Origin of the sequence: Plantibacter sp. CFBP 8798 (assembly GCF_014841195.1) — a bacterium.
In the GTDB taxonomy this organism is placed as follows: domain Bacteria; phylum Actinomycetota; class Actinomycetes; order Actinomycetales; family Microbacteriaceae; genus Plantibacter; species Plantibacter auratus.
The window spans coordinates 593546-607448 of sequence record NZ_JACYTS010000003.1 but is presented as its reverse complement, the minus strand read 5'-3'; the positions used below and the strand labels follow the sequence as shown (position 1 = coordinate 607448).

General features: G+C 69.2%; 13 protein-coding genes and 1 tRNA gene. 11 read left to right on the top strand and 3 right to left on the bottom strand.

Translation table 11 applies throughout. The features are described 5' to 3' along the window. Positions 1–16 precede the first annotated feature (16 nt). Positions 17–1510 (top strand): helix-turn-helix transcriptional regulator, encoded by a 1494-nt coding sequence (locus IFU30_RS15370; RefSeq protein WP_192005877.1) that lies wholly within the window; start codon positions 17–19, stop codon positions 1508–1510. Between the two features lie 60 nt (positions 1511–1570). On the opposite strand, the gene IFU30_RS15365 is transcribed toward IFU30_RS15370, so the two are convergent. Next, complete coding sequence (locus tag IFU30_RS15365; protein ID WP_192005875.1) at positions 1571–2644, bottom strand: alkene reductase; 1074 nt, start codon at positions 2642–2644, stop codon at positions 1571–1573. Positions 2645–2882: 238 nt separating this feature from the next. Here IFU30_RS15365 and IFU30_RS15360 point away from each other — a divergent pair, with 238 nt between their 5' ends. Then, positions 2883–4151, top strand: coding sequence for a low temperature requirement protein A (locus IFU30_RS15360; RefSeq protein ID WP_164486849.1), 1269 nt, complete (start codon positions 2883–2885; stop codon positions 4149–4151). Here IFU30_RS15360 and IFU30_RS15355 read toward each other — a convergent pair. Beyond that, positions 4126–4686: a DUF805 domain-containing protein gene (locus tag IFU30_RS15355; protein ID WP_137243902.1), complete on the bottom strand. Its 561-nt coding sequence runs from the start codon at positions 4684–4686 to the stop codon at positions 4126–4128. The two genes, IFU30_RS15360 and IFU30_RS15355, sit on opposite strands and share 26 nt — an antisense overlap. A gap of 140 nt (positions 4687–4826) precedes the next feature. Between IFU30_RS15355 and IFU30_RS15350 the strand changes: the two genes are divergently transcribed. From IFU30_RS15350 to IFU30_RS15310, 9 genes are all read left to right on the top strand, one after another. After that, positions 4827–5426, top strand: a complete 600-nt coding sequence (locus tag IFU30_RS15350; RefSeq protein ID WP_192005874.1) for a hypothetical protein — start codon at positions 4827–4829, stop codon at positions 5424–5426. Between the two features lie 81 nt (positions 5427–5507). After that, a complete protein-coding gene (locus tag IFU30_RS15345) occupies positions 5508–6863 on the top strand; it encodes a signal peptidase I (RefSeq protein WP_192005872.1) in 1356 nt (451 codons plus the stop codon). 174 nt (positions 6864–7037) lie between these two features. Then, positions 7038–7110: transfer RNA gene (locus IFU30_RS15340), tRNA-Trp, on the top strand. A gap of 41 nt (positions 7111–7151) precedes the next feature. After that, positions 7152–7424: a preprotein translocase subunit SecE gene (gene secE, locus IFU30_RS15335; RefSeq protein WP_079706702.1), complete on the top strand. Its 273-nt coding sequence runs from the start codon at positions 7152–7154 to the stop codon at positions 7422–7424. Between the two features lie 139 nt (positions 7425–7563). After that, entirely contained in the window at positions 7564–8526 is a 963-nt protein-coding gene (gene nusG / locus IFU30_RS15330) for a transcription termination/antitermination protein NusG (protein ID WP_079706703.1), read from the top strand. A 93-nt stretch (positions 8527–8619) separates the two neighbouring features. Beyond that, positions 8620–9051: a 50S ribosomal protein L11 gene (gene rplK, locus IFU30_RS15325; RefSeq protein WP_056014074.1), complete on the top strand. Its 432-nt coding sequence runs from the start codon at positions 8620–8622 to the stop codon at positions 9049–9051. A 114-nt stretch (positions 9052–9165) separates the two neighbouring features. Beyond that, the gene (gene rplA, locus IFU30_RS15320) at positions 9166–9855 is read left to right on the top strand and encodes a 50S ribosomal protein L1 (RefSeq protein WP_079706704.1); all 690 of its coding nucleotides are present in this window, start codon (positions 9166–9168) and stop codon (positions 9853–9855) included. 79 nt (positions 9856–9934) lie between these two features. Beyond that, entirely contained in the window at positions 9935–10486 is a 552-nt protein-coding gene (locus IFU30_RS15315; protein ID WP_192005870.1) for a GNAT family N-acetyltransferase, read from the top strand. A 175-nt stretch (positions 10487–10661) separates the two neighbouring features. Continuing rightward, a complete protein-coding gene (locus tag IFU30_RS15310; protein WP_192005869.1) occupies positions 10662–12713 on the top strand; it encodes a hypothetical protein in 2052 nt (683 codons plus the stop codon). Between the two features lie 50 nt (positions 12714–12763). On the opposite strand, the gene IFU30_RS15305 is transcribed toward IFU30_RS15310, so the two are convergent. Beyond that, positions 12764–13720 carry an NADP-dependent oxidoreductase gene (locus tag IFU30_RS15305; protein ID WP_124770005.1) on the bottom strand — a complete coding sequence of 319 codons (957 nt, stop codon included), beginning with the start codon at positions 13718–13720 and terminating at the stop codon, positions 12764–12766. Positions 13721–13903: the final 183 nt, after the last annotated feature.

The window sequence follows — 13903 nt, the reverse complement described above, 5'->3', positions numbered from 1 at the left end:
TGTGAGCATGATCACCATGACCAGCACCGCCGCTGCTCCACCCGTCTCCGCCACCGCTGGTGACGGACCTGCTCCGCACGCGGACGCCCTCGTCCTCGGTCGCCGGATCCGCGAGGCCCGATCCCGTGCGGGCCTCACCCTCGACGAACTCGCACAGGCGATCGACCGCGCACCGTCGCAGGCGTCGGCGATCGAGAACGGGCATCGGGAGCCGAGCCTGTCGATGCTCCGCGTCATCGCCGCGGCCCTCGGCACCACCGTCGACGACCTCCTCCGTGACGAACCGCCGAGCGACCGGGCCGCGCTCGAGATCGCCGTCGAGCGTGCCCAGCGGGGGCCCGTCTTCTCCGCCCTCGGGATCGCGCCCATCCGCGTCTCGAAAGGGACAGCGGACGAGACGCTGCGCACCGTGCTGGCGCTGCACGACGAGGTCGCCCGCCTGCATCGGGAGCGAGCGGCGACACCCGAGGAGGCGCGCCGGGCCAACGCCGTCCTCCGGGCGGACATGCGCGCGGCCGACAACCACTTCCCCGAGCTCGAGGCCGTCGCGAAAGGACTGCTCGACGCCGTCGGCTACACCGGAGGGCCGGTCTCGCACCAGACGGTCGCGGAGATGGCACAGCACCTCGGGTTCTCGCTCCACTACGTCGGCGACCTGCCGCACTCGACGCGCTCGGTCACCGACCGGCGCAACGGTCGGATCTACCTGCCGACCGAACCCTCGATGTCCCGTGATTCGCGTTCCCCCATCCTCCAGGCGTTCGCCAGTCACCTGTGCGGACACGAGGAGCCGGGAAACTACGCGGACTTTCTGCGCCAGCGCGTCGAGACCAACTACCTGACGGCGGCCATCCTGCTGCCCGAGCGTGACGCCGTGCGCGTCCTCGGTGAGGCGAAACAGCTCCGGCGCATCTCGATGGAGGACCTGCGCGACGCGTTCGCTGTGTCGTACGAGACCGCCGCGCACCGCTTCACCAACCTCGCGACGAGGCACCTCGGGCTGCCGGTGCACTTCATGAAGGTGCACGAGTCGGGGACGATCATCAAGGCGTACGAGAACGACGGGGTGACGTTCCCGTCCGACGTCCTCGGAGCAGTGGAGGGCTCGCTCGTCTGCCGCAACTGGACGGCCAGGACCGTCTTCGACGTCGAGGACCGCTTCAGCCCCTGGTATCAGTACACCGACATGGACACCGGCACCTTCTGGTGCACCTCGCGGATCGAGAAGGCCAAGGAGGGCGAGTACTCGGTCAGCGTCGGCGTCCCGTTCGCGCACGTGAAGTGGTTCCGCGGACGCGAGACGCCGCATCGGTCGACCTCGAACTGCCCCGACGAGCGATGCTGTCGTCGGGCGTCGCCGGCGCTCGCCGAACGGTGGGAGGGGAAGGCCTGGCCGGCGGCGCGGACGCCGACGAGTCTGCTGGCCGCGCTGCCGACCGGATCCTTCCCGGGGGTCGACTCCGTCGAGGTGTACGAGTTCCTCGAGTCGCACGCGCCGCGGGCGGACTGAGGTGAGGCAGCTCGTCGCCCGACGAGGTGTCGAGCGACGAGGTGCCTCACCTCAGCGTGATCAGCTCGCGAGGCGCGGGTAGTCCGTGTAGCCCTCGGCGCCCGGGCCGTAGAAGGTGGCCGGGTTCGGGGTGTTCTCCTCGTGCTCGCCCGCCCAACGCTCGACGAGGTCGGGGTTCGCGATGGCGAGACGCCCGACGGCGACGGCGTCGGCGTGCGCGTGCTCGACGAGGGCGATCGCCTCGTCGCGCGTCGTGACGGTGCCGAAGCCGCTGTTGACGATGAGCTTGCCGCCGAAGTGACCACGCAGGTCCTGGACGAGCGCGCCGGCCGGGTCCTCGTGGAGGATGCTGACGTAGGCGAGGCCGAGCGGTGCCAGGGCGTCGAGCAATGCCTCGTAGGTCGCGCGGACGTCGGCCTCGTCGGTCTCCGCCGTGTCACCGGCGCCGTTCATCGGGGAGATGCGGATGCCGACGCGCGCTGCACCGACCGCCTCGGCGACGGCGCTGACGACCTCGGCGACGTACGACGCGCGGGCCTCCGGGCTGCCTCCGGCGCGGTCGTCGCGCACGTTGGAGACGGGGGAGAGGAACTGGTGCAGCAGGTAGCCGTTCGCGGCGTGGAGTTCGACGCCGTCGAGGCCTGCCTCGATCGCGTTGCGGGCGGCCTGGACGAACTCCTCGCGGACCGTGTCGAGCTCCTCGGTGCTCAGCGCGTGCGGGACGGGGTACGGCTGGGCGCCCGCCGGCGTCCGGACCTCGCCGGCGATGGCGATCGCGCTCGGCGCGACGATGCGGTCGGTGCCCGTGATGTCGGTGTGCGAGACGCGGCCGCCGTTCATGAGCTGCATGACGATGAGCCCGCCCGCTCCGTGCACGGCCTTCGCGACGCCACGCCAACCCTCGACCTGCTCGGGGGTGACGATGCCGGGCTGGCCCGGGTAGGAGCGCGACTCGGCGCTCGGGTAGGTGCCCTCCGTGATGATGAGCCCGAGCCCTGCGCGCTGGCTGTAGTGCTCTGCGACGAGTTCGCCGGGGACGCCGTCGGCTCCGGACCGCATGCGGGTGAGCGGGGCCATGACGACGCGGTTGGCGAGTTCGAGGTCGCCGAGTCGGACGGGCGCGAAGAGATCCATACGGGTGATGCCTTTCGTGGGGGATGCGGCTCGCGGAGGACGCGGCCTCCGGACGCAACCCGGCTGCGGCCGTCGATATTCCGATGATGCTTCTGGACCTTGTGTATCTGGAATACTTCTTGCTAGGCTCACGGTGTGGTCGTCGGGCTCTGTCCCCGCAGCTCGCGACGAGCACGACCCGGTGTCGACGAATCCGAGGGGGAGGCGTCGGCACCGGGAACCCTGCCAGGATACGAAGATGCCCGCCCCCAGATTCGGCCTCGTCTCCGACCTCCGTCGCCCGGAGTCCGGTGAACGCGCCGAGCGCGTCACCTTCGTCGAGTTGTTCTTCGACCTCGTCTTCGTCTTCGCGCTCACCCAGCTGAGCAAGCTCATCGCCGACGACCAGAGCGTCACCGCCGCGCTCGAGTCGATCGTCCTCATCCTGGCGCTCTGGTGGTCCTGGGTGTCCACGAGCTGGGTGACGAACTGGCTCGACCCGGAACGGCTCGCGGTGCGACTCGCGCTCATCGGCTTCGGCCTGTTGGCGTTCGTCGCGGCGGTGTCGGTGTCGGCGTCGTTCACCGACCGCGCGCTGGCGTTCGCCGTCGCCTACGTCGTGCTCCAGCTCATCCGGACGCTGTTCATGGTCGTGGCGACCTGGCGGCACGACCGCGACGTGGCCCTGAGCTTCGCACGCGTCCTCGTCTGGACCGCGTTCGCCGCGGTCTTCTGGATCGCCGGCGCGCTGGTGCCGACCGACTGGCAACTGGCGTTCTGGATCTGCGCCGTCGCCATCGAGTACGGCGGCGGGGCCCTCGGATTCCGGTTGCCGGGTGTGCGGACCTCGGAGGTCGAGAGCTGGGAGCTCTCCGGTGCGCACCTCTCGGAGCGGGCGTCGCTCTTCATCATCATCGCGATCGGCGAGTCGCTGCTCGTCACCGGGTTCGCGTTCGTCGAGCTCGAGACGTCGGTCGCCGCCGTCGTCGGGATGCTGAGTGCCTTCGTCTCCGCGGTCGCGCTGTGGTGGTTGTACTTCCACCGCACGGAGGCGGCGGGACGCCGAGCGGTCGAGGCCGCCGAGGAGGAGGCCGACCGCGCCGACGGTGACGAGGGTCGTCCCGGTCGACGGGGACCGGGACGTCTCGGACGCATCGCGCGCGACGGATACAGCTACGCCCACGTCGTGATCGTCGCCGGGATCGTGCTCGTCTCGGTGGGGGACAAGGAGATCCTCGACCGACCGGCCGACGCCGTCGAACTCGCCGGGGGCGTCGTGATCCTCGGCGGCCCGGTCCTCTACCTCCTCGGGCTGTCGCTGTTCCGGTTCGTCGTCGACCGTGCCGTTCCACTCGCGCCGGTCATCGGCCTAGCGATGCTCGCTGGCTGCGCGGTCGCCGCGTTCCTCGTGCCGCAGCTCGGGGAACTCGTCCTCGGGTGTCTCTGCACGCTGGTGCTCGTCCTCGCCGCGATCGCCGACACGGTCCTCCCGGACCGGCGGGTCACTGCGGAGCGTCACCAGGCTTGATCTGGGCGCCCTCGCGGTGCGGCCCCGTGTCGTAGCGGGCACCGCCCCGGTCGCTCGGCTGCGCCGCGAGCCAGATGAAGAAGAACCAGCCGAAGATCGGGACCAGGTTGATGAGCTGCCACCAGCCGCTGTGGTCCGTGTCGTGCATGCGACGGGCGTTCAGTGACAGCCCCGGGATGATCGTCGCGAGGCCCCAGATCCCGGACAGGACGCTCTGGACACCCCATGCGGGTCCTTCGGTGACCTGACCCTCCCAGAAACCGGCCGTCACCCCGGTCGCGACGTCGACACCGCGTCCGATCACCAGGAGCGCGGTGACGATGACCGCGTGGACGACCACCCACCACCAGAACTCGCTCCGGCTGGCCCGCCCGGTGAAGATCGGATACCGCTTCCAGAAGCGGAGGAACGCCTGGATCGGGCCGGCGCCCGGGAGCGGGCTGTCATCCGCGAACCGGGCCGGGATCCGGCGATCGTCCTTGCGGTCCGTCTCCGCCGCGTTCGCGGTCACTGCGTGTTCGTCTGCGCTGCTCATCGGTCCCCCTGGGTCGAATCGTCGTGCATTCGTGCGTCCACCCTACCGACATCGCCATCACATGTTGTATTTCAGAGCAACATATGGAATATTAGTTGTACAACACGTGCCGATTTCGGCCCCGACCCTGGAGAATCACCATGACCACCGCACTGTCCCCTCGATCCCGCCGCCTCGTCCGCTGGGCCGCGCTGCCCGTCGCCGTCGTGGCGAGCGGCGTCATCGTCTCGACCGCCTCCTACGCCGCCTTCACCTCGTCGACCGACAACGCCGGCAACGCCTGGAGCGCCGGAGCGATCGCGCTGAGCGATGACGACTCCGGCGCCGCCATGTTCGCCGCGGACGACCTGCAGCCCGGCTCGACCGGCGTGAACTGTATCGCCGTCACCTCGGACGGCTCGCTGTCGTCCGACATCCGTCTCTATGCGGACAACGCGGCGCAGACGCAGGACCTCGACCAGCACCTGCAGCTCGACATCGTCCAGGGCGCCGGCGGCGGCTACGGGTCCTGCGAGGACTTCGTCCCCGCGACCTCGGGCGCGTCCGTCTACAGCGGCACCCTCGCCGGCCTCGCGAACACTGCGGTCGACCACGCGTCCGGACTCGGCTCGTGGGCCTCCGTCGGCGGCGGCGAGGAGCGCGTCTTCAAGGTCACGTACACGCTGTCCCCGGATGCGCCGAACACCGTCCAGGGCGGCACGGCGGCGGTCGACCTCGTCTGGGAGGGTCGCACCTCCTAGGCGATTCCGGTGCTCTCGTCCCGCTGACGGGAGCGCCGCGGCCCGCCTGTCCCCGTCCACCTCGTCCCTCCGGGAGCTCTCATGGAACCGTCATCCGCCCGCCGGCGCATCGTGTCGTCCGTCATCGTGGTCGTCGCCCTCGGTGCGCGCGTCCTCGCGTTGCTCGCGCTGTGCCTCCTGGCATGGGCCGCTGTGCCGAAGCTCGTCGGGTGGGTTCCGACCACCGTGGCGTCAGGTTCCATGGAGCCGCGCATCAGGACCGGCGACGTCGTCGTCTCGATGCCGATCGACGGCGCCGACGCCGCGGCAGGGCAGGTGGTCCTCGTCGACGGACCGGGCGAGGACGACGCGCTGCTCCTGCACCGCGTCGTCGAGCGGGAGGCGGAGGGACTCCGCCTGAAGGGTGACGCGAACCGGCAACCGGATCGACAGCTCGTCCAAGACGACGCCGTTCGTGGCGTCGGCGTCCTCCGAGTCCCGTACATCGGTCTCCCCGTCGTCTGGGCGCACGAGGGTCGGTGGGCGGAGCTGGCCCTGCTCGCCCCTTCGGCGGCGGCGACCGGCTGCGCCATCGTGTGGACGCGGCGGTTCCTCGTCGACGAGCGTGGCCGCACGACCTCGCGTGGGCGGTTGCAGGCCATGGCCCCGGTGGGCGGCGTCGCTCTGGCCGGTGTCCTGGCGATCGCGGCAGTCTTGCCGACCGCCGGTGCGTCCTGGACGAGCGCCGCGGACTCCTCGGGCAACCACCTCGGAACCGAGGTGTTCTCCTGCCTCGGCCAGCCGCTCGGTGCTCCGGAGATGTGGTTCGACTTCAACGAGCCGAGCGGTACGGCGCTCGTCAACGCCGGGTCCGGCCCCGGGTTCGCCTTCATCAGCAACGAGGCCGTGCGCGTCGACGGTGTCTGTGGCGACGGTCCCTTCGCCCGACTGGACGGAGTCGGGACCCAGGTCACGACGATGCCTCAGGTCTCTTCGCCGCGGACCTTCTCGCTCGAGACCTGGTTCCGCACCACGCGCCCGCAGGGCAAGCTGATCGGCTTCGGCGTGGCACAGACGGTCGGGTCCTGGAAGGCCGATCGGCACCTGTACATCGGCCCTGACGGACGACTGGTGTTCGGCGTGCAGTCCGGTTCGCCTGAGGTCGTCATGTCGCCTGAACCGGTGGTGGACGGCGAGTGGCATCACGTGGTCGCCGTCATGTCCGAGTCGTCAGGAATGGAGCTGTACCTCGACGGCGAGTTGGTCGCGTCGAACCCGAGCACCGGTTCCACGAACTACCGCGGCTACTGGCGTATCGGTTTCGACAACGTGACGGCTGGCTGGCCGAACGCCCCCACGTCGCCCTGGTTCGGGGGCGACCTCGACGCCGTCGGCGTTCATCTGCGCGCGCTGTCGGTCGAGGAAGTCGCCGATCACGCGGCAGCCGGGCGCCCGTGACCGACCGTGGTCGGCTGCAGGGTCCCGCCGGTTTTACAGCCGGGCGACCGTGCCGTACACTGGATGGAGGTAGTTGAAATCTGCCATGATTTTCTGCGCCTGTTTTCACCCGTGTGGTGAGGCAACGCTCAGGAGTTCAGGGTAGCTTCGACCCCTCCGGTGCGTCAGCACTGAAGGGCGGTGGCTCAATTGGTAGAGCAGCGGTCTCCAAAACCGCAGGTTGCAGGTTCAAGTCCTGTCCGCCCTGCGAGTCGGTGCGTATGCACCGGCACACGAAAGGTGTAACGAGTGGCCCCGAAGAGTACCGACACGCCCGGCGAGGACGTCGTCGTCAAGGCGAAGGCGGACCGTGCCGAACGGCGCGGCTTCTTCTCGGGCATCGTCCTGTTCCTGAAGCAGGTCTTCGCGGAACTCAAGAAGGTCGTCACGCCGACGCGGAAGGAACTCCTCAGCTACACGGCCGTGGTGCTCGTCTTCGTCTGCATCATGATGGCGCTCGTCTACGGCATCGACTTCGTCTTCGCCTGGGTCGTCACGCTGGTGTTCGGTACCGCGAGCTAGTTCCGCTCAGGTTCCGGTGCTCCGGTCCGGCACCCGGGTTCCACAATCACAGACGGCGACGCAGTCGTCACGCGCCAGGATCTGGCGCCGCGGTCGGGGATCACCCACGATCCGCACAACAGAAACGGAATGGAAATCAGTGTCTGAGCGAAACTCGAACGACGTCGACTGGGCAACCGCTGCCGAGCAGTCCTCGGAGGACGACGAGGCCCAGGAGGGCAACGTGCTCTCGGCCGACGAGCACTCCGTCGACCCCGCTGAGCACAACGCCGTCCACGTCGAGGAGACCGGCGACACCGAGGTCGACCTCGACGCCGTGCTCGACGCGATGGCCGAGGCCGTCGACCCCGAGGCCGACGCCGTCGTCGACGACGCCCTCGAACTCGACGAGGCAGCCGAGGTCGAAGCCGCAGCAGAGGCCATCGCCGAAGAAGAGGCAGACCCCACCGACGCCGACGCCGAGCCCGCCGAGGAGTCCGAGGAAGACCCTTACGACGCGTTCCGCAAGGAACTCCGCTTCCTGCCCGGCAAGTGGTACGTCATCCACTCCTACGCCGGTTTCGAGCGCAAGGTGAAGGCCAACATCGAGCAGCGCAAGTCGACGCTCGAGGTCGCGGACTACATCTACCAGGTCGAGGTCCCCATGGAAGACGTGGTCGAGATCAAGAACGGCCAGCGCAAGATGGTCACCCGCGTCCGCATCCCCGGCTACGTGCTCGTCCGCATGGACCTCAACGAGGACAGCTGGTCGGTCGTCCGCCACACGCCTGGCGTCACCGGCTTCGTCGGCAACGCGCACAACCCCACGCCGCTCCGCTTCGAAGAGTCCTTCAACATGTTGAAGTCGCTCGTCGAGGTCAAGGAGACCGCGCCCGTCAAGGGCTCCGGCACCAAGGGCAGCGCCACGCAGCAGCGTGTCATCCCCGCCGAGGTCGACTTCGAGATCGGCGAGACCATCACGATCAAGGAAGGCTCGTTCGCGGGCCTCCCCGGCTCCATCAGCGAGATCAAGCCCGAGAGCGGCAAGCTCACGGTGCTCGTCTCCCTCTTCGAGCGCGAGACGCCGGTCGAGCTCAGCTTCGACCAGGTCACCAAGCTCTAAGCCACACGGCTCCACAGTCCACCGCCGCCCGACGGGCGCGCGGGAGAGCGCACATCATCCGATGGCGTTCGAACCCCAGAAGAAGGAAGAAACATGGCACCGAAGAAGAAGGTCACGGGTCTCATCAAGCTGCAGATCCAGGCCGGCGCCGCAAACCCCGCTCCCCCCATCGGCCCCGCCCTTGGTCAGCACGGCGTCAACATCATGGAATTCTGCAAGGCGTACAACGCGGCCACCGAGTCGCAGCGCGGCAACGTCATCCCCGTCGAGATCACCGTCTACGAGGACCGTTCGTTCACCTTCATCCTGAAGACCCCGCCCGCAGCGGAGCTCATCAAGAAGGCCGCCGGCGTCGCCAAGGGCTCCGGTACCCCGCACACCGTCAAGGTCGCGAAGCTCACCAAGGAGCAGGTCCGTCAGATCGCCGAGCAGAAGGCTCCTGACCTGAACTCGAACGACATCGACGCAGCCGCGAAGATCATCGCCGGCACCGCCCGCTCCATGGGCATCACGGTCGAGGGCTAGTCCTTCCGAACCGCACGGGGTGAGCCGTCCAGGCCACACCCTCGCACCTTTCTTTTTCACTCGTGGCAGCGCCGGCCAGGCGCAGATGACCACATTTCTCATAGGAGAACACACATGGCACAGAAGTCGAAGGCCTACCGGGCCGCAGCCGAGAAGATCGAGGCTGACAAGTTCTACACCCCGAACGAGGCCGTCGCCCTCGCCAAGGAGACCGGTTCCGCCAAGTTCAACAGCACCGTCGAGGTCGCCCTCAAGCTCGGTGTCGACCCGCGCAAGGCGGACCAGATGGTCCGCGGCACGGTCATCCTCCCGCACGGCACGGGCAAGACCGCCCGCGTCATCGTCTTCGCGACGGGCCCGGCAGCAGAGGCCGCGATCGCGGCCGGTGCTGACGAGGTCGGCGGCGACGAGCTCATCGCGAAGGTCGCCGAGGGCTACACCTCGTTCGACTCCGCGGTCTCCACCCCGGAGCTCATGGGTAAGGTCGGTCGTCTCGGTAAGGTCCTCGGTCCCCGTGGCCTCATGCCGAACCCCAAGACCGGCACCGTGACGCCGGACGTGGCCAAGGCCGTGTCCGACATCAAGGGCGGCAAGATCGAGTTCCGCGTCGACAAGCACTCCAACGTGCACTTCGTCGTCGGCAAGGCCTCGTTCGACGCATCGCAGCTCGAGGAGAACATCAACACCGCGCTCGAGGAGATCCTCCGCCTCAAGCCGTCCTCCTCGAAGGGCCGTTACATCCAGAAGGGCGCCGTGTCGACCACGTTCGGCCCCGGCATCCCGCTGGACGTCAACTCCATCTAGTCTCACCAGTACGAAGGTCCGGTCGCGTCACGCGACCGGGCCTTCGTCGTTCTCCGGGGTGGCGTCGTACGATGCAGGGATGGTCTCCACCCGCACTGCTCAGGCCGACGACGCCGCCACCCTCGCCACGCTCGCCGCAGCGACCTTCGCCCTCGCCTGCCCACCCGGCACCGCGCAGGAGCACATCGACGCGTTCATCGCCGAGCACTTCACCCTCGACCGGTTCACCGGCTACCTGGCAGATCCCGGACGCGCGCTCCGGCTCCTCGTCGACGACGATGACGGCACGGCCATCGGCTACACGATGCTCGTCTTCAGTGATCCGATCGACCCCGACGTGCTCGCCGCAGTCACGCACCGCCCGACAGCGGAACTCAGCAAGCTGTACGTGCTCCCCGCGAGCCACGGTGCCGGCGGAGCGCGCATGCTCATGGAGGCGACGCTCGAAGACGCCCGGTCGCGCGGGGCGCGATCGGTGTGGCTCGGGGTGAACCAGCAGAACGCCAGGGCGATCCGGTTCTACGGCAAGAGCGGCTTCGAGGTGGTGGGGACGAAGACGTTCCTGGTCGGGCCCGAGCGGCACGACGACTTCGTGATGGAGCGGATGTCGGAACGGGGCCTGATCGGCTAGCCCTGGCAGGCCTCGGTAAGCGTGCGGACGAGCAAGCTGTTCGACTGATATGTTTGTGGAAGAAATGAGCGGCGCTCGGTGAGCTGCGCCCTCGATCCTCCCAAGCACGTCTCCCTCCTGGTGGAGGCCGAGGCGGCGCGGGCCGACAGGCCCGATCACGAAAGGACGCCCCTCCATGAAGCCCCACACAACCCTCTCGATGGTCGTCCTGACGGCCGTCGCCGCCACAGCACTGGCGTCCGGTCCGGCATCGGCCGCGCCCGTCGGTCAGGCCGGATCAGACGCGGAGACGTCGGTGACCGCCACGCAGCCGCGGTTGCGCGGCAAGTTCGTGACCGATCCGGCGTGGTCCACCGGATTCCACGGATGGGCGCCGCGGGGGTCCTCGCAGTGGCTCACCCACCCGCAGTCGATCGGCACCGGCGGGCCCTACGGGTTGTCGTACGAGGCAGCGCTGGCGGCCGCCGCCACCGCGACCTTCCCTGCCGTCGGCACCAGCGGTCGGATCGAGATCAACGGCCAGTGCCTCACCACGGACCGGGGCGGCACGAGGACCGATCTCGTGCGCGTGGCGAGCTGCTCCTCGGCGAGCACGCAGTTCACGCTGGCCGCCGACGGGTTCCTCACCGATCCGTCCGGGCGGCGCCTGAACGTCCTCGGGGTCGGCACGAAGGACATGCAACTCGGATTCGGGCCGAACAACGACGCAGACGTCAGCAAGCTGGTGATGAGCCAGCTGGTGCCGGACCTGTCGCCGTCGGCCTCCGTGCCGACCCCGTCGCTCCGGCAGGGCGAATCGGTCCAGGTCCGGGCGACCTTCAACACCGACGCGGGTGGTCAACGGATCGACATCGTGCCGCCGCTCGGTACCAGGATCACCGCCGTGGCGAACCCGGCATTCGCGCTCGACGGCACCGGTGCCGGGGGCACCCTGCCGATCGGCACCACCGCCGTCACCTTCACCCTCACTGCCGACGCCGACGCGCGGCTCGGCCTGGCCACCGGCGGGAGCGTCAGCTGGTCCACGAACCGGGTGAAGCTCGCGGACTTCACGGCGAACGTCCTCGCGGCACCCATCGCGCCTGGTGTCGCCATCCCGAACGTCACCGTACGACAGGGGGACGCCGTCGAGGTCCCCGTCGCCTTCACCGAATCGGTGTCCGGATCCGCGGAGATCGTCGTCCCGGCCGGGCTCAGGCCCACCGGCGATGCGCCGGCCGGATTCAGCTGGTACCCCGCGAGCAACAGCTACCGGGGCACGATCACGGCCGCGAACCGATCGTTCACCCTGGCGCTGACCGCGAACGCCGATGCCGCCGTCGGCGTGTTCGACGGCGCCGTGCGCGCCACAGGGATCGACCAGGTGTGGACCGCGACGGTCGAGGCCGGTGCGCCGGTTCCCGACGCCCCGGTCGTCCTGCTCTCACCGGCGATCGGTGGGGTCCTCGAGCCCGGCGCCCCGGTGTTCTCCGGGACCGGTCAGCCCGGTGCACTGATCCAGGTCTACGGAGCGTGGGGTTCGCTCCTGGGTGAGACCCGCGTGGAAACGGACGCCACCTGGACACTCACCTGGAACAAGGCGCTGACCCCCGGGACCTACTCGGGCGGTTCGGTCCGGCAGTACCTCGACGGCAAGCCGTTCACGAGCGTCCCTTACGACTTCCGAGTCGACTGGCGGGTGGCGCCCCTCGTCGTGACCTCCCCGTCGGTCGGGGCGATCGTCTTGGAGACCAACCCCGTGTTCACGGGCACCGCGCAGCCGGGTGCGGCGATCGAGATCCGCGGTGCATCGGGAGACCTCCTGGGCGCCGTCGACCGCGTCGCCGACGACGGCCGATGGACCATCACCTGGAACAAGACCCTGCTGCCCGCACGGTACGTCGGCGGCACCGTCCGGCAGTTCGTGGACGGCGAGCAGACCCACTCGGTCGTCTACGACTTCACCGTCGTCGTCCCACGCCTCGAGGTGGTGTCGCCCGCACTCGGCGGCACCATCGCTGGAACCCGGCCGGTGTTCTCAGGCCACGCGAACCCCGGCGCCCTGATCAAGATCCGCGGGGCCTGGGGCACGGACCTCGGGAGCATCACGGCCGGACCGCAGGGCGACTGGAGCATCACCTGGCCGTCGGACTACCTGCCTGCTCGGTACTCGGGTGGCACGGTGACGGAAGCCGTGGGTGGCACGGTGGTCAGGACACTGCCCTACGACTTCATCCTCGTCCGCTGAGCGTCGGGTGGCGGCGCCGTAGCGGCGTCGTCACCCGACGGCCTCGGTCGTCAGCCGTCGGCGACCTTGAGGACGATCTTGCCGCGTGAGTGACCGCCCTCGAGAAGCACGTGGGCCTGCCGGACGGCGTCGAGGTCGAACACCTGGTCGACGAACACCCGGACGTCCCCGGACTCCAGCAGCCTGCTGATGGTGTCGAGTGTGGCGCCGTCGGGGGCCACGGTGAACCGCGTCGCGCGGACGCCCGCGGCCCGGGCCTCCTCCTCGAGTGTCGGCCAGGAACCGGTCGGCGCGTTGATGATGAGCCCGCCAGGGCGGAGGACCCGCAGGGAACGCGACCCCGTGTCGTCCACGGTGTTGCCCACGAGGTCGATCACGACGTCGACCTGGTCGACGACGTCCTCGAACCGGTGCAACTCGTGGTCGACCGCCTGATGGGCGCCGAGTTCGCGCAGCCAACCGACGTTGCGACCGGAGCCGGTGGCGATCACCCGCGCGCCGAAATAGGTGGCGAACTGCACGGCGAAGTGCCCGACACCGCCGCTCCCGGCGTGGATGAGGATGCGCTGCCCCTCGTGCGCCTTCGCGACGTCGACGACCATGCCCCACGCGGTGAGCGCGGCGAGAGGGACCCCGGCGGCCTCGACGTGCGACAGTGTCGTCGGCTTCCGCGTCAGGCTCAGGGAGGACACCGCGACGTACTCGGCGTAGCTGCCGCCCGTCCGCGGGAAGCTCGTCATGCCGTAGACCTCGTCACCGGGCAGGAGGCCGGCGGCAGCGAAGGGCGACTCGACCACGATGCCGCTGAAGTCGTACCCGAGGACGGCCGGCATCGCCGTGATGGCAGAGGAGACGCCCCGGCCCGCGCGGGTCTTGGCGTCGACCGGGTTCACGCCGGCCGCGACGACCTTCACGAGGAACTCCGCCATGACCGGACGCGGTGTCGGTACGGTCTCCATCCGGAGGACCTCTGGGCTGCCGACGGCGTCGATCACCGCGGCTCGCATGGTCTCCGGTGCCGGCTTCACCGCGTCCGCGGTTGTCGCCAGAGACCAGGAGTGTCCGACTCCTTGACGCATCGAGTACTCCTTCGTCGTTCATCCCCCGAAAGCTCCACCCGGCGGAGGTCGGCTCGGCGACGAGTCTCGCTCCGGTGCGTGGTCCGGCTCTGTTCTCATCAAAGCCGTCGA